The 14,698-nt window shown below is 42.2% G+C and carries 15 protein-coding genes and 2 pseudogenes; 12 read left to right on the top strand and 5 right to left on the bottom strand.

What is annotated here, in order from left to right; genetic code table 11:
• Positions 1 to 498, top strand: a pseudogene (locus tag CP947_RS05085) (IS1634 family transposase); the annotation flags it as partial.
• A gap of 282 nt (positions 499 to 780) precedes the next feature.
• Positions 781 to 1,461, top strand: a complete 681-nt coding sequence (locus CP947_RS05090) for a hypothetical protein (protein WP_096712160.1) — start codon at positions 781 to 783, stop codon at positions 1,459 to 1,461.
• A 152-nt stretch (positions 1,462 to 1,613) separates the two neighbouring features.
• Here CP947_RS05090 and CP947_RS05095 read toward each other — a convergent pair.
• Positions 1,614 to 2,521: pseudogene (locus CP947_RS05095) on the bottom strand (IS5 family transposase).
• A gap of 356 nt (positions 2,522 to 2,877) precedes the next feature.
• On the opposite strand from CP947_RS05095, the gene CP947_RS05100 reads away from it, so the two are divergent.
• The 3 genes from CP947_RS05100 to CP947_RS11035 are packed head-to-tail and all read left to right on the top strand — an operon-like array spanning position 2,878 to position 6,030.
• Positions 2,878 to 4,626: a 2-oxoacid:acceptor oxidoreductase subunit alpha gene (locus tag CP947_RS05100; protein ID WP_096712161.1), complete on the top strand. Its 1,749-nt coding sequence runs from the start codon at positions 2,878 to 2,880 to the stop codon at positions 4,624 to 4,626.
• Between the two features lies 1 nt (position 4,627).
• Positions 4,628 to 5,482, top strand: coding sequence for a 2-oxoacid:ferredoxin oxidoreductase subunit beta (locus tag CP947_RS05105; protein ID WP_096712162.1), 855 nt, complete (start codon positions 4,628 to 4,630; stop codon positions 5,480 to 5,482).
• Between the two features lie 8 nt (positions 5,483 to 5,490).
• Complete coding sequence (locus CP947_RS11035; RefSeq protein ID WP_207891985.1) at positions 5,491 to 6,030, top strand: DUF255 domain-containing protein; 540 nt, start codon at positions 5,491 to 5,493, stop codon at positions 6,028 to 6,030.
• A gap of 4 nt (positions 6,031 to 6,034) precedes the next feature.
• Here CP947_RS11035 and CP947_RS05115 read toward each other — a convergent pair whose 3' ends face one another.
• Positions 6,035 to 6,652, bottom strand: coding sequence for a 4Fe-4S binding protein (locus tag CP947_RS05115; protein WP_096712163.1), 618 nt, complete (start codon positions 6,650 to 6,652; stop codon positions 6,035 to 6,037).
• A gap of 1 nt (position 6,653) precedes the next feature.
• Positions 6,654 to 7,001: a MarR family transcriptional regulator gene (locus tag CP947_RS05120; protein WP_096712164.1), complete on the bottom strand. Its 348-nt coding sequence runs from the start codon at positions 6,999 to 7,001 to the stop codon at positions 6,654 to 6,656.
• A 155-nt stretch (positions 7,002 to 7,156) separates the two neighbouring features.
• On the opposite strand from CP947_RS05120, the gene iorA reads away from it, so the two are divergent.
• Genes iorA through CP947_RS05135 form a run of 3 tightly spaced genes read left to right on the top strand, consistent with a single transcriptional unit; the run spans position 7,157 to position 10,402 of the window.
• Complete coding sequence (gene iorA / locus CP947_RS05125) at positions 7,157 to 8,962, top strand: indolepyruvate ferredoxin oxidoreductase subunit alpha (protein ID WP_096712165.1); 1,806 nt, start codon at positions 7,157 to 7,159, stop codon at positions 8,960 to 8,962.
• On the top strand, positions 8,959 to 9,552 hold the full coding sequence (locus CP947_RS05130) for an indolepyruvate oxidoreductase subunit beta (protein ID WP_096712166.1): 594 nt from the start codon (positions 8,959 to 8,961) through the stop codon (positions 9,550 to 9,552). Before iorA ends, CP947_RS05130 begins: the two co-directional genes overlap by 4 nt.
• A 10-nt stretch (positions 9,553 to 9,562) precedes the next feature.
• Positions 9,563 to 10,402 carry a DNA-3-methyladenine glycosylase family protein gene (locus CP947_RS05135; RefSeq protein WP_096712167.1) on the top strand — a complete coding sequence of 280 codons (840 nt, stop codon included), beginning with the start codon at positions 9,563 to 9,565 and terminating at the stop codon, positions 10,400 to 10,402.
• A 5-nt stretch (positions 10,403 to 10,407) separates the two neighbouring features.
• Here CP947_RS05135 and cca read toward each other — a convergent pair whose 3' ends face one another.
• Positions 10,408 to 11,745 (bottom strand): CCA tRNA nucleotidyltransferase, encoded by a 1,338-nt coding sequence (cca, locus tag CP947_RS05140; RefSeq protein ID WP_096712168.1) that lies wholly within the window; start codon positions 11,743 to 11,745, stop codon positions 10,408 to 10,410.
• Positions 11,746 to 12,003: 258 nt separating this feature from the next.
• On the opposite strand from cca, the gene CP947_RS05145 reads away from it, so the two are divergent.
• From CP947_RS05145 to CP947_RS05160, 4 genes are read left to right on the top strand one after another with little or no spacing between them, the layout of a single operon-like run.
• Positions 12,004 to 12,519, top strand: coding sequence for a ferritin (locus CP947_RS05145; RefSeq protein ID WP_096712169.1), 516 nt, complete (start codon positions 12,004 to 12,006; stop codon positions 12,517 to 12,519).
• Positions 12,520 to 12,540: 21 nt separating this feature from the next.
• The gene (locus CP947_RS05150; protein WP_096712170.1) at positions 12,541 to 12,888 is read left to right on the top strand and encodes a desulfoferrodoxin family protein; all 348 of its coding nucleotides are present in this window, start codon (positions 12,541 to 12,543) and stop codon (positions 12,886 to 12,888) included.
• Between the two features lie 15 nt (positions 12,889 to 12,903).
• Positions 12,904 to 13,263: a carboxymuconolactone decarboxylase family protein gene (locus CP947_RS05155; RefSeq protein ID WP_096712171.1), complete on the top strand. Its 360-nt coding sequence runs from the start codon at positions 12,904 to 12,906 to the stop codon at positions 13,261 to 13,263.
• Positions 13,264 to 13,276: 13 nt separating this feature from the next.
• A complete protein-coding gene (locus CP947_RS05160; RefSeq protein ID WP_096712172.1) occupies positions 13,277 to 13,501 on the top strand; it encodes a YgaP family membrane protein in 225 nt (74 codons plus the stop codon).
• Here CP947_RS05160 and ahbC read toward each other — a convergent pair whose 3' ends face one another.
• Positions 13,502 to 14,695: a 12,18-didecarboxysiroheme deacetylase gene (gene ahbC, locus CP947_RS05165; RefSeq protein ID WP_096712173.1), complete on the bottom strand. Its 1,194-nt coding sequence runs from the start codon at positions 14,693 to 14,695 to the stop codon at positions 13,502 to 13,504.
• Between the last annotated feature and the right edge of the window lie 3 nt (positions 14,696 to 14,698).

The raw sequence follows: 14,698 nt of genomic DNA on the forward strand, positions 1-14,698 counted from the left end.
CCCAAGAGATTCAGGATCAACAATGCACTTGTTGATGTAACTTATTCTTTGCAGACAAAACTGGCGGATATGGATGAAAAAGAGTGTATCAAACTGCTGGAGGAGAAGGTGATTACAGGTAGAGAAGGATTTTTCTGTCTGAAATCAAGCAGGAATTTGACACTAAAACAGGCTCTTTCTACATACAGAAAGAAGGATTCTATTGAGAAAATCATCAATTCGTTGAAGAATGAGATTGAGATCAAACCATTGCGAGTGTGGACGGATGCTAGCATTTATGGAGCTGTGATTATTGGATTCATTGCGCAATTGTTAATATCGCTGATGCGATATGAGTATGATGAACTCAAATCTAAGTCTACAAAATTCATTAAAAATAGCTTATTGAATTTGACAGTTACCGTGGATTACATGAGAAATAAGGCAAAAAGATACATTTACGCTAACTTTGATGCTATAAATACACTGATTTTAAGGCAAAAAAGGATGAAATCGTAGAAATTAACGTGAATTATTTAAGACTGTCAAATGGGTTTTCCTGACAAAAAAGTGAAATTTTTAGGTTGGAAGAGGAGACGGTTTCTTCAGCAAGGAGTGGATACTGTCAAACTTGGGATGGAACATATAATAATGCGGATGTTACATTCTATATACCATGCAGTGAAGTGACATCAAAATTGGATGTTACACCTCTTGAAGCATGATTCTGAAGAGGTTAACTATCATGTGTAACCTCATTTAAAGGCACATTTCGTGCCTTTATCTTTTTGGAGAATAAACATGTACAAAATTATTGTCACACTTTCAATGTTGCTGATTCTTTTTACTAATATGGGGTCTGCAAATTTTGATGATATTGAATATGTAGATTATTATACAGATGAAAGGGCATTATCAGTTTATCTTGGATTAAAAAATGAGAAGATCTCAAGTTTCACAAATCCTGCTAGTAACATCTATGATCCAAATGTCATCAAAGTATACGGTGAGCTCCCAGAGATTGAAAATACTGGCCAGTTAGTTTCATATATCTATACTTTGAGAGATATAAGAGCTAATTCTTATGATAAAATTGGTCCCGATTTCTATCCTGAAGGAGATGTTGTGCTTTATGGATACAATACAGCAACCGGTTATTTTGCAATTGATCTTTACAGGAATGATAATAATACAACGTATTCTGATGAAGAAATAGAGAAGATATACAATATTGTAAAAGAAGAAGCAGACAAGAATGGGATAGAAAACATACCAGTTGTTTTTAGGCTTACAAACAATATTGATGTGGTTGGTTACTATGATGTGAATTTTGGATCCCTGGATGAGACTTTAGAAGATAATAAAGAAACTAACATCAGCGATTCTAAGGACACTGGAGAAGATCGATCCACTCCTGGATTTGGAGCATTTTTATGTCTAATGATGTTAGCGTTTGTATTCTATAAAGATCGTTTATTGTAATATTATAAATGAAATAACGAATCGCTGTTGATGCTGGGAGGTGAATCCCACGTTGGGAAGTGGAAATTCACATACTTCCAGGAGGAAGCAGCATATACTTGATTAAATAAAAACGGGCAGGTTCAAGCTTGTTGGAATCAGCCCGGTTTAAACTAAATAGTAAATTTGGGCTTTGTAGAAATCCTCAACCAGACAAAACATACAATCTTGACAGATCTGTCAAGATTGTGCAATACCACTTTTAATTTCACTTCTTTTACTTGGTTTCTATATTTCCTGGCTCTCAGATTTTCCCCATATTTTCTTTTCAATACAGAGAACATCGTTTCACTCAAATTTCGCAGCGAGTAAATTTTATCATCAAATTCTCGTAACATTTTCTTTCTATAATGTCCTTTTATACTCTTTCTTTCACGCTGTCTCAGTGGAACAATTGCTATTGATCCGAGTTTTTCTCTCGTCAATTCATGTATGCTTTCAGAATCATACGCTTTATCCATTACATAATATCTTGATTTCCTGTTGCGATGACATTGCTAAAGCAATGTCTTTGCATGTTTTGCATCATGAACAGGTTTACCTGATATTTTGTATCCAGTTATGACAAATTTCTGCACATCAACTGAAATACTGGTCTTGACATAATTTCGCCTCCACTTCTTGATTCTCCAGGAATAGTAGTTGCTACAATACCCACTTGTAAAACCAGTTGAATCGATACCAGTAACTTCAACTGACTCTCCATTCTTGTAAAATAAGTCTAATGTCTTTTTGAAAATACGATCAAGTATTACTGAATAGATTCGAGTAACAAATTTTTGAAGTGTAGTAAAATGAGGCACTTTGGTTAATCCAAGTTTAGTCTGGATAGAACTCATCAATTCAACAAGATCAACAAAATCCCTGTAATCTTCTCCTAAATATTCCTTTAACAAAACCAACGTCAATAGCTGGTGTTGTGTGTATGTTTGTTTGGAATATTTGCAGCTGTAGAGTGGCGGTGTGAATACCGTGTTACTTGCAATGCTATATCAATAAAATTTAAGTACTTGTTAGACAAACACAATCATCCCCTTGTGTTTCTAGTGCAAAAGTACACAGGGGACTTCTTCTTATTAAAATTATACCAGCTTAGCTGAATTTAGAGAAAAGGATTTCTACAGAGCCGAAATTATTACTACAATTAAATATAGATTCATATTTCATCCCGACTACTTAAACACAATTAAGCTGATTAGTAGCCTGGTTATTTTTAATTGTATATATAGAAGATTAAATGGAAGTCTTTTGGCAAACTCAAAATATACGTGTCTATATAGGGTATTTAGATATTGATTTAGTGTAATTTGAACATGCTATAGATGAAAGTCTCTTTAAACCATTATTATTTATATTTCAGGTTTCAACATTATTACAATGACTTTTTGTTTAGGTGTTATTTCAGGGGGAATCATTATCGTCGATATAAACATAAAAATAGGTGGAGAAGCCGGTCAGGGCATACAAACTATAGGATTGGTTCTTTCAAGAACATTTGTAAGGGATGGTTTCTATGTTTATGGAAATCAGTTCTATCTTTCCAGGGTGCGGGGCGGACACAACTATTTCCACATAAGGGTGAGTGATCACCCTGTATATGCACTGGATGAAAAGATAGACGTATTGGTGGCTCTTGACAACCAGACAATTCCTGAGCATATTGAAGAGGTCAAAGAAGGATTCGTGCTTGCCGATGAATCTATTGTCAGGGACAATGTAGATGAAAAGATTGTATCTGTTCCTTTCACAGAAATCGCAAAGGATGTAAGTGGTAAAAAATTATTTTCAAATACCGTTGCTGTAGGAGCTGTATTTGGACTGCTTTGCTATGATCTTTCAACACTTAAAAAGTTCCTTTCCGAGACTTTCAAAAGAAAAGGTGATGAGGTTGTAGAGAAAAACATAAAGGCAGCACAAGCAGGTTATGATTATGTAAAAAATGGTAAATTTGAGGGGATTTGTAACTATAATCTCAGCCCACAACCGACTAACAGGCGGATTTTGATAAATGGTAATGACAGTGTGGGAGTGGGTGCCCTTGCTGCAGGAGTGCAATTCCTTTCGGCATATCCCATGACCCCTTCAACTGGTGTCATGACCCGAGTAGCAGCACATGCAGACGATTTCAATGCTGTTGTGGAGCAGGCCGAGGATGAGATCGCTGCCATAAATATGGCTATCGGAGCATCCTTTGCAGGGGTGCGTGCCATGACTACTACTTCAGGTGGAGGTTTCTGCCTGATGACAGAAGGATTGGGTCTCTCCGGCATTACTGAGACACCGATTGTCATCTTTCTGGGCCAGCGTCCCGGGCCTGCTACCGGCCTTCCCACAATGACCGAACAGGGGGACCTTAATTTTGTGCTTCATGCGGCACAGGGGGAATTCCCCCGTTGTGTACTTGCCCCTCGTACGGCAAAAGACGCCTTCAACCAGACAAGACGGGCATTCGACATAGCTGACAAATACCAGATCCCGGTTCTGATATTGAGTGACCAGCATCTTGCAGATGGTCTCTTTACCTATGAGATGTTTGATACATCCGGCCTGAAGATTAACAGGCATCTTCTGGAAGACAGGGCTGTGGGAAGTGACTACCAGAGATATACAATTACCGAATCCGGTATATCACCGAGGGCTATTCCCGGCCAGAACGGTGCACTGGTGGTTGCAGACAGTGATGAACACAACGAATCAGGTCATATCGATCAGACTACTGGTAACCGCATTCGTATGAATGAAAAACGTCTGCGCAAGGTAGATGGACTTACGGATGAAATGCAGATGCCAGCTATTCATGGTATAGACGGAGCAGATATTTCCCTGATAGGCTGGGGATCTACCTATGGTCCCCTTGCAGAGGCAGTTGAGATCCTGAATCGTGATGAAGTATCCATAAATTTGATTCATTTTAGTGATATTTACCCGTTTTCTCATGATACTGTCAGTTTACTGGATGGGTTGAACACCACTATATGCGTGGAAAATAATGCAACAGGCCAGTTTGCACGCCTGCTGCGGGCCGAATTAGGATTTGAAGTTTCAAAGAAGATGTTAAGGTATGATGGCCTGCCCTTTACACCACAATCGGTAATCAGGGAGCTTAAAGGAATGGGGGTGATCTGAAATGGTAACAATGGACAACTATAAAGACGGTGAAACTGAATGGTGTCCCGGGTGTGGCAATTTCAACATACTTGAGGCTGTGAAACGCTCTCTTGTGGACCTTGGTAAAGAGCCCCGCGAAGTTTTGATGGTATCAGGAATCGGTCAGTCGGGTAAATTACCACACTACCTGAAATGCAATACATTCAACAGCCTTCATGGCAGGACCCTGCCTCCGGCTACTGGAGCAAAGGTTGCCAATCCTGAACTCACTGTGATTGCGGTAGGTGGTGACGGGGATTCCTATGGTGAGGGAGGAAACCACTTCATACATGCCATTCGCCGCAATCCCGATATTACTTTGATAGCACATGACAACCAGATATACGGTTTGACCAAAGGCCAGGCCTCCCCTACAAGTGAATTGGGCATGAAAACCAAGGTGCAGACGCATGGTGTTCTCCATACCCCTTTCAATCCTCTGGCAGTTGCTATATCTCTGGATTGTCCCTTCGTGGCACGAGGATTTGCCGGTGATGTCGATCATCTTTCATCATTGCTCTCACAGGCGATTTCTCACAAGGGATTTTCCCTTGTGGATGTTCTTCAGCCTTGTGTTACCTTCAATAAACTCAATACATACAAGTGGTATCATGACCGAGTTTACAAAATGGAAGATGATGGGCATGATCCTGCAAACAGGATTGCAGCTTTTGAGAAAGCTCTTGAATGGGGTGACCGGATTCCTACAGGTGTGTTCTATAAGAGAGATTCAGAGCCATTCGAGTCCAAACTGGAGGTACTAAAAAAGGGACCACTTACAGGAAAACAATACGATTTTGCAAAGCTGGACAGTGTGTTTGAGAATTTTTCCTGAGGTTAATCATGAATCCCAAAATCAACAGGCTTGCCCGGGAAAACAGTCCCTACCTGAGACAACATTCCACAAATCCTGTTGATTGGTATCCGTGGTCAGAAGAAGCTTTTGAGCAGGCGACAAGGAAAAACCTCCCGGTCTTCCTTTCCATTGGGTATTCAACATGTCACTGGTGTCATGTGCGCTACCGTGAGTTAGCCCGTACAACCCTGTCGGCGTTTGGTGGAATACTGCAGCGTTCTCCACCGGCCTATAGCTACATGTTAACAGGCCTCATGCTTGAAGCAGAGGCTACCCTTGTGGTAATAGTTACAGATTCTGAAAAAATCGGGCTTAAGGAAATGATGGGTGTTGTAAGGAAAAATAATCTTCCCCAAACAATATTGTTATTGAAAAACCCCAAATCTGCCAGAGATCTGGCCAGGATTGCCCCTTATACGTTTGATATGGATGTAAAAGAAGGGAGAACTACAGCTTATGTCTGCAAAGGACAAAGCTGCGCTCCTCCGGTCAACGATCCCCGGGAATTAGAAAGCCTGTTGTTTTGATCATTTAAAAGTACAGGGCATCTTTTGGACAGGCTTCTACACATCGGCCACATTTTATGCAGTCGGGGTTATTGCCTATATCCCTGACCGTCAGTTCCATGGGGCAAATTTTTTCGCATTTCTTGCAATCTATGCAAAGATCATGTGCCATTTTAAGCTGGTAGCGGTCTCCTCCGATTATTCTTTGTGCAGTTCCCATCGGGCATACCGTACACCAGGCCCTGGAATTGTAATATCCACCAAGCAGGATTGCTGCTACAGTTGTCACGATACACATGGATACCAATATCACTCCAATCTTTTCGAACATATTACGGGTGGCAAATACAATTGATACCCTGTATATCATCAATGACATAATCAGAATGAAAAGAGGCACTCTTACCCACAAACTTCTGAGAACACCGGGTATGTTCTTTTTCCTCGAGATTTTGTTCAGTACAAAATCATTGAAACTTCCACGTGGGCAGAGATTTCCACAGAACCAGCGTCCACGGAAGACGGCAGTGATCATCAGGGTTAGCATTACTACAGCCATGACATATCCCAGGTATGGATACCACAATCCTCCCAGAGTAACAATAAGTACAAGTACCCACAAATAACGTGTTATATTCAACATTTCACCATGCCTCCAGCTCTTTATCGACTTTGTTTACCCACTCATGTACAATTTGCATAATAATTTCCTTTATCTCATTTTTTTCCTTCAGTTTATAGATATAGGTGTATCCTCCACGATCCAGATTTGTTTGGGATTTGGTAAGGATTTCTTTTTCATGTAATTTTTTAACCGATCTCTGGACAGTTGAAAGGTCAAGCCCGGTATCATTTGCTACATCTTCGGTATTTACCCATTTTTCAGGCATATCAAAGAATAACCCGATGACCTTCATGTCGGCTCTTGTAAGTTTCAGGGCACATTTGATAACATCGTTTAAACGGAATTCTTTGCAGGCAAAGTCTATCATTCCAATACCTCTTTTAATTTACAGTACTGTCTATAATCCACAGCATATATAAACGCTTTTAACAACTGCTGTATGTTGCCAAAAATTAGCAGTACTCATGGTATTACGAGATATATTTATCAATAATGTATATTATGAAGTAGCAGGCGATTACCATGAGCGGTCGTGAATATATGCTAGGCAACGTTGCCATTGCCCGCGGTATTGTAGAAGGGGTTGTGGACGTTGTGTCCGGTTACCCAGGGACCCCTTCTTCCGAAATTGTGGATACTCTGGCTTCTATGAAGGAAAGGGACTTCTATATTGAATGGTCCGTAAATGAAAAGGTTGCAATGGAAGTGGCTGCAGGGGCCTCTATGGCAGGTGCCCGTTCTGTGGTTACCATGAAACACGTAGGTCTGAATGTAGCTGCTGATCCCCTGATGACCCTGGCATACATGGGTGTCAAGGGAGGCATGGTTATTATTGTGGCCGATGACCCTTCCTGCCACTCTTCCCAGAATGAGCAGGATACCCGCAGGTATTCTGTGTTCTCACAGATTCCCTGCCTCGAGCCATCAACCCCCCAGCAAGCCAAGGACATGATTCCTTATGCCTTTGAATTATCTGAAAAATATGAAATACCGGTAATCTTTCGCTCCACAACACGCATTTCCCATGGCAAGTCGGATATCGAACTGGCTCCAGTCAGGCAGAAGACCGGTAAAATCAAATTTGAAAAGAATCCTGACCGTTGGGTAATGGTTCCTAAAAACGCGAGGGTACGTCACCCTCATTTGCTCTCGATTCAACAGGATATTCGCGGCGAGCTTGAAGTTTCCGGCTGGAATGAACTTACCATAGAAGCAGAAAGTAATGTTGGTATCATCGCTTCCGGAACAGCTGCAGTTTATGCAAAAGAAGCACTTGACAGGCTTGGTATCACAGCTTCTTTTTTGAAGATAGGAGCGTATCCAATTCCAGAAGACAGTGTTCGTCAACTTCTTGCTAAAACAGAACAGGTAATTGTGATCGAGGAACTTGAACCTGTTATTGAGGATCAGTGCAAGGTAATTGCAAGAGATGTAGAGTTTGAAACTGAAATATTTGGCAAAGCAGATGGCCTTCTTCCCCGTACAGGTGAATTCAATGTTGATATCTGCATGGAGGGAATCGCTAAAGCCTTTGGAATTGATTCATGTGAATGTAAACCTGCAAAGCAGGATATGGAACTGCCTGTAAGACCGCCTGCAATGTGTCCGGGTTGTTCCCACAGGGGTACTTTCCATGTCATGAAAAAAGTATTTGGTGAAGATGCAGTATTTCCCAGTGACATCGGCTGTTATACTTTAGGTATCCAGCACGGGACGGTGGATACCACTCTATGCATGGGATCCAGTATCAGTGTTGCTTCGGGAATCTATGATGCCGGTGAGAAAAAACCCATATGCTGTACAATCGGTGATTCTACCTTTTTCCACACCGGGATTAACAGTTTAATGAATGCTATCTACAATAAATCTGATATCACCGTATTGATACTTGATAACAGGACTACTGCGATGACCGGTCACCAACCCAATCCGGGTATGGGTAAGACAGCAACCCGTGAACCAACCGTCGAGGTTGCGTTTGATAGATTGTGCAGTGCAATGGGTGCTGAATTCGTGGAAGTGGTTGATCCCTACGACATGGCTGCCACAGAAGATGTACTTGAGAGAGCAAAAGCCTATGAAGGGGTTTCAGTTGTGATAGCCAAACGTGCCTGTGTTATTTCCGCAGCAAGGGAAGGTATAAGATACACTCCGTTTATGGTTGACACAGATCTCTGTAAAGGTTGCCGCAAATGTTTGAAATTTGGCTGCCCTGCAATTGAATTTGATGAAAATTCCAAAAACGCCCTTATCAATTCGATGTGCAGCGGTTGTGGATTGTGTGTTGAAATATGCACTTTCAACGCTATTGTGGAGGTGAAAAAATGACTCCCGATCTATCAAAATTTGATCTTGTGATAGCCGGTGTAGGAGGCCAGGGTGCTGTCAAGGTTTCCGATATAATAGGCAAGGCAGCGGTCTCTGAAGAAATGAGTGTTCGGGCAGCAGAGACACACGGGATGGCCCAGCGTGGTGGTTCTGTTGTGAATTATGTAAGACTTGGTTGTGAGTTAGGTTCTCTTATTCCCTGCAGCAGTGCCCACGGTATGCTGGCACTGGAGCCGGTAGAGGCAATGCGCTACATTCATGATGTTGCAAAGGACGGGATAGTTGTGATGAATAACTCCCCGATTTATCCGGTAACCGTTACATCGGGACAATGTACCTACCCTGATCCACAGGAAATAGTTACCAGAATTGAGAAGGATTACAGGGTTGTGGCTTTTGATGCTGTAGCCCTTGCCAGAGAGGCCGGGAATATGAAAACCCTGAATGTTGTGATGCTGGGGGCAATTTCCTCTTATCTTCCAATCCCCGAGGAAACACTGGTGGAATGTATAAGGAATATGGTACCCCCAAAGACCATTGATACCAACCTGGAGGCATTCAGGCTGGGCAGGGAAACAACAAGACAGTAACAATATTACCATGTACAGTATACCCGTTTCATGCTTTGACCTTGACCACACTCTGGGATGTGGTCAGGTATTTCGCTGGACAAAAGAAGATGACTGGTGGCACGGTGTGGTACAGGGAGATTATGTACATGCCTTCTATGAACAGGAGGCGGAGACCCTTTACATTGATTCCCGTCTCCCTGTTGAGTTTTTTGTGAAATATTTCAGGCTGGATGATGACCTGCCCTGTATCTTTTCTTCAATCGATCATGATCCTTACGTACATGAAGCAATATCAAAATACAGGGGGTTGCGCCTGATTAGGCAGGATCCCTGGGAATGCCTTGTGTCTTATATGATAGCAACTGCTTCGAATATTCCCCGTATAATGAAATCCATAGAGAAACTGTCCCGGCTGCTGGGTAGGGAAATTGTAGATGGGATTTATGCCTTTCCTGAAATATCTGCCCTTGCAGCTTGTTGTGGTGAGGATCTTTGTGACTGCAGTCTGGGTTTCAGAGCACGCCGACTTATCAAAGCTGCCAGGATGATAGAATCAGGGGAATTAGACCTTTATGGGCTGTATAATATGGATTATTTTCAGGCCAAGCAGCAATTGATGAATATAGAAGGTATCGGGGAAAAGGTGGCTGATTGTATCCTCCTTTTCTCCTATGGAAAAATGGAAGCTTTTCCTGTAGATACCCATGTTGACAGGGTAATCAGAAATTATTATTCCGATAGTTTTGAAGGGCCTTACACTAAACCTAAAATGGCTGAGTGGGCACGATCCTATTTTGGACATTACTGTGGTTATGCCCAGCAGTATCTTTTCTATCAGCACAGGCGTGAAGGTAAACTGGGCAGTTGAATGTATTAAAGGAATTCATTGAGAAAAGCCCGGTAGTCGGTATCCTTTATTTGCAGGATACTTTTCCCGGACAGGATTTCATATTCTTCTTTAATGTTCTTTGCAACCTGTTTTCCCAGGGAACAGTTGTAAATTTCATTTTCAAGTAATGAAGAGGCTGTAGTATATTTGCGCGGTACTTCAGCTACATATTTCCCGTCTTCTATGTAGAATGCAAACACATCTGTTCTGTTGGTGTATTTCTCCCTGAACATTTCAGCATGTTGCTTAACCCATACTGGCGGACCCCTGTGTTTTTTGACCGTTGCAATCTGGGAATTTTCCAGTTCAATGATAAGTACGACATCCTTGCCTACCCATATACCACTTTTAATGAGTTGAAAGTCCTGTTTTTCAAGTAATGCTTCCACGGACTTTTGCATTTTGAAAAGCTGGGGATACAATATATCTTCTACAACTTCAGGAGTATGGAACTTCAACGCAATTATGGAGCTTGTTCTTTTATTCATTCTCTGGATTACTTGTTCATCGGACAGTGGAACAGGATTTTTTCGGACAAAAAAAGATTCATTTGGTTCTTTCAGATACTGGCGGCAGAGATCAACGAAGAGGCAAAATTTATCCAGGGATAGAGCAGCGGCTACGTTTCTTCCTGCATCTGTGGGGTCAATCACCTGAAGAGGCTCGCTATATTCTTTTGTGGGCTTCAGGAACTCTATTTTCTGATTCGGCTCCCACACTGCTGCGGCTTCAAGCACGTTTTTGAAAGAGCCATAATGGATTATGAGCAGTTCGGTGAGATAGCCCGAGAAACCCCGGGTTTTCAGTTCTGAGCCATATGTCCCTCCGGCTTTCATGAATTGTTTGAGTAAAAGCACGTCATCTTCAAGACCTTTGATCCTCTCTTTTATGAAGCGGTTGTGAAAAGGAGTCCTGTCAACAGCTGAGATAATTCTGGAGGCGTCGGTTACACGGTAGCAGGGAACGATATCTACATCAAATCCGGCATAGTTCATTTTGGTGTAGGGGTGTTCTGCATAACCTTCCTCCCAAAATCGGCTTTCTTTTGCGAGTTCGTGACCTATGAACAAACCATACTCTTCAAGTTTTTCCCGTGGAAGGGATGGGTCAAAACTTATGAATATATCAAGATCATGTGTTCCGGTGATCCATGTATTGCGAGCAGCTGAGCCTACCAGCTGGACCTTCACATCGGTAATACGTTCTTTTTTGGCTATCTGGATCGCTCTTCTCATCAGATAATCGGCAGTTTTTTCCAGTTTTTCTTTTTCTTTCAATGAAGGTTTGATACGTTCCAGTACCTTTTGTTCAAGAGGCAGCATGCAAATCCTTTTGAGTTCTGTGTTTTACAGTTATGTTATGTATGGCTTTTCAGCTGTTTTTTACTATATATCCTTTGAAGCTATATACTGTTTCTTTTATTGTTATTTTATAATATAAATGAACATAAAACTGTCTAACGATAAAAATTTATAGCTATCTATCTTCTCTTCTATGGATAACGGGAGTTTGACAGATGGAGAACAGGTGGTGCAGTTTAACTGTCGTTGTCTTTTTTGAGTCTATATTTGGAGGTAAATATGTTAAGTGAAAAGATGATCGATGCGCTGAACGAGCAAATAAACAGGGAAATGTACTCTGCTTATCTTTATATGGCAATGTCAGCTGCAAGTTCATATAAAGGACTTGACGGCTTTTCGAACTGGTTTATGGTGCAGTATCAGGAAGAAATGACTCATGCCATGCGTATATATGATTACTTGAATGGACAGGGGGCACAAATCCAGCTTAAGGCAATAGAGCAGCCACCAAAGGAATTTGGTACGCCTCTTGAGATGTTCAAGGCAACCCTTGAACACGAACAGTTCATCACAAGGTCCATCAATGAACTGGTCACTCTTGCAAATGAAGAGAAGGACTATGCAACAAACATATTCCTGCAGTGGTTTGTCACCGAACAGGTCGAAGAAGAGAGCAATGACAATGAAATAATCAGCAAACTCCAGCTTGCAGGTGAAGATGGCAATGGCCTTTTTATGATTGACAAGGAACTCGGGGCAAGGGTTTTCACCCCACCGGCACAGGAAGAACAGTAATCAGTAAAAGGAGGATTTGATATGGATATTGAAGAATTAATTAAAGGAAAGGTATCGGAAGGCAAAGAGAAACATGTACCTGATATTTCAATCAGCAAGTCCCATGGTTCAGACGTGGAAGACCTTGTGACGGTCCATGTGGGAAAGGAAGTTGCCCATCCCAATACGGTTGAGCATCATATTGTATGGCTTGAGTTGTATGGTGTGAAAGGGAACGGGCAGGTAGTAGATCTTGGACGTGCGGAGTTTGGCCCCTCTTTTACCGAGCCTCTTGCAAGGTTTAAGTTAAATGTTGCCGATTTCAAGGCCGTGTTTGCTATGTCCTATTGTAATGTACACGGCCTGTGGCAGAACCTGATCGAACTCTAAGGTTAGGTGAAATTCATGGGCACAAATGCAGATAATGGAAAAGAAGTCAAGGGTTTCCTTCCAAGGTCCATAAGGTATGCCCAGGACATAAATGAAGACTTCTCTGAGGCCCTTGCATCCTTTTACACTGCTGTTTGGGAAGACAGGGAGGATGGTCTCTCCATGAAGGAGAAACATCTTCTTGTCTTTTCCATTGCCTGTTCCAATAATAACAGTGAAAGTGCAGTGAAAATTCTTGAAAGACTCAAGAAATTTGGGGCAACCCGTACTGAGATCACGGATTGTATGATGATCGCTGCCTGGACAGGTGGTATCCAGAATTTCACTGATTTCAGCAGGCAGGTATTAAAGCAGATGGATAAATTGGAATTCTAAAAGGCAATCGACTATGACTTTCAAAGATATATTGCTCGAGGAAAATGTCGGCGGATTTGACCTTTTCCTCAGAGCCCTGATTGGTTCAGTGGCAACGATTGCCCTGGCCATGGGTCTGGTAGAAACCTCCCCCTGGAACTGGCTGGTTGCTCTGGTGGCTTTGGCTGGATTATTTACGGCAATGATAAGGCACTGTACGCCCTATCATTATCTGGGTATCAATACCGCAAAAAAATAATTATTCCAGCCCGATCTCTTCATCTGTAAGATAACAGGCCGGGTCATCTGCCCAGACATTGCCATAAACAGCTTCTGCACGGACACGGAAATTTCCGTTACAGATGTCCAGCCACTTGCACCGGCCACATCTTTTTGCATGTTCCTTCAATAGGGGTTTGCGATCTTTCAGGCCTGCAAGTAAATTGTCGCTGAGATCTGTCCATATCTCACTGAAAGGTCTTTCCCTGATATTCCCGATGTTGTAGTGGCGCCAGAACTGGTCCGGGTGCACTGTTCCATCCCAGGAAACACAACCAATTCCTACGCCGGTGGAATTTCCTCCGTTCATTTTCATAAGTTCGAGGGCCTCGGCCGCACGTTCGGGTTCTTCTTCCTTTAATTTCATGTAGAGGTAAGGAGCATCACAATGATTGTCCACTGTGAGTACCTCTGGTTTAATTCCCTTCTCATAAAGCTGTTTTGTACGATCCAGAATCAAATCTACGGTTTCCCGGCTTTCTTCATGTGTCAGGTCCTGTTTTATGAGGTCGCTGCCTCTGCCTGCATACACAAGATGATAGAAACAAATCCGCGGAATTCCTTCTTCTTCCAGCAGGTCGAATATTGCAGGGATTTCCCGGAAATTACTTTTATTGATTGTAAAACGCAGGCCAACCTTGATTCCTGCTTTCATGCAGTTGCGGACACCTTCAAGCGCCTTTTTGAAAGCCCCTTGTTGTCCGCGGAACCTGTCATTTGTCTCTTCCGTGCCGTCAATGGATATTCCAACATAGGACAGACCGATTTCCTTTAGTTTTTTTGCCATGTCCATATCTATTAGTGTGCCATTTGTGGAAATTACTGCTCTTAGGCCTTTTGAGACTGCATATTCGGCCAATTCAGGCAGGTCTTTCCTTACAAGAGGTTCTCCTCCGGAAAAAAGTATGACAGGGGTCTTGAATTCTGCCAGGTCATCAATGAGTCTTTTTCCTTCTTCTGTGGATAGTTCCCCCTCAAAATCCTTCTCATCTGCCTGGGCATAACAGTGAATGCATTTGAGGTTACATTTGCGGGTGATATTCCATACTACAACAGGTTTCTTGTCCTTTGAGAACTGGAGGAGGTGGGAAGGTAATCTGGAGGAATGCCGTCCATATCTCAGGGCATCCGATGGTTCGACAGTTTTGCAATAGAGCTTTGAAATACCGATCATTTC

It is taken from the genome of Methanohalophilus euhalobius (genome assembly GCF_900215215.1).
GTDB lineage: Archaea > Halobacteriota > Methanosarcinia > Methanosarcinales > Methanosarcinaceae > Methanohalophilus > Methanohalophilus euhalobius.

Bases quoted from the DNA above. Each gene is read 5' to 3' on its own strand.
- CP947_RS05090 (WP_096712160.1), top strand. From the start codon at position 781: ATGTACAAAATTATTGTCACACTTTCAATGTTGCTGATTCTTTTTACT.
- CP947_RS05100 (WP_096712161.1), top strand. From the start codon at position 2,878: ATGACTTTTTGTTTAGGTGTTATTTCAGGGGGAATCATTATCGTCGAT.
- CP947_RS05105 (WP_096712162.1), top strand. From the start codon at position 4,628: ATGGTAACAATGGACAACTATAAAGACGGTGAAACTGAATGGTGTCCC.
- CP947_RS11035 (WP_207891985.1), top strand. From the start codon at position 5,491: ATGAATCCCAAAATCAACAGGCTTGCCCGGGAAAACAGTCCCTACCTG.
- CP947_RS05115 (WP_096712163.1), bottom strand. From the start codon at position 6,652: ATGTTGAATATAACACGTTATTTGTGGGTACTTGTACTTATTGTTACT.
- CP947_RS05120 (WP_096712164.1), bottom strand. From the start codon at position 7,001: ATGATAGACTTTGCCTGCAAAGAATTCCGTTTAAACGATGTTATCAAA.
- iorA (WP_096712165.1), top strand. From the start codon at position 7,157: ATGAGCGGTCGTGAATATATGCTAGGCAACGTTGCCATTGCCCGCGGT.
- CP947_RS05130 (WP_096712166.1), top strand. From the start codon at position 8,959: ATGACTCCCGATCTATCAAAATTTGATCTTGTGATAGCCGGTGTAGGA.
- CP947_RS05135 (WP_096712167.1), top strand. From the start codon at position 9,563: ATGTACAGTATACCCGTTTCATGCTTTGACCTTGACCACACTCTGGGA.
- cca (WP_096712168.1), bottom strand. From the start codon at position 11,745: ATGCTGCCTCTTGAACAAAAGGTACTGGAACGTATCAAACCTTCATTG.
- CP947_RS05145 (WP_096712169.1), top strand. From the start codon at position 12,004: ATGTTAAGTGAAAAGATGATCGATGCGCTGAACGAGCAAATAAACAGG.
- CP947_RS05150 (WP_096712170.1), top strand. From the start codon at position 12,541: ATGGATATTGAAGAATTAATTAAAGGAAAGGTATCGGAAGGCAAAGAG.
- CP947_RS05155 (WP_096712171.1), top strand. From the start codon at position 12,904: ATGGGCACAAATGCAGATAATGGAAAAGAAGTCAAGGGTTTCCTTCCA.
- CP947_RS05160 (WP_096712172.1), top strand. From the start codon at position 13,277: ATGACTTTCAAAGATATATTGCTCGAGGAAAATGTCGGCGGATTTGAC.
- ahbC (WP_096712173.1), bottom strand. From the start codon at position 14,695: ATGATCGGTATTTCAAAGCTCTATTGCAAAACTGTCGAACCATCGGAT.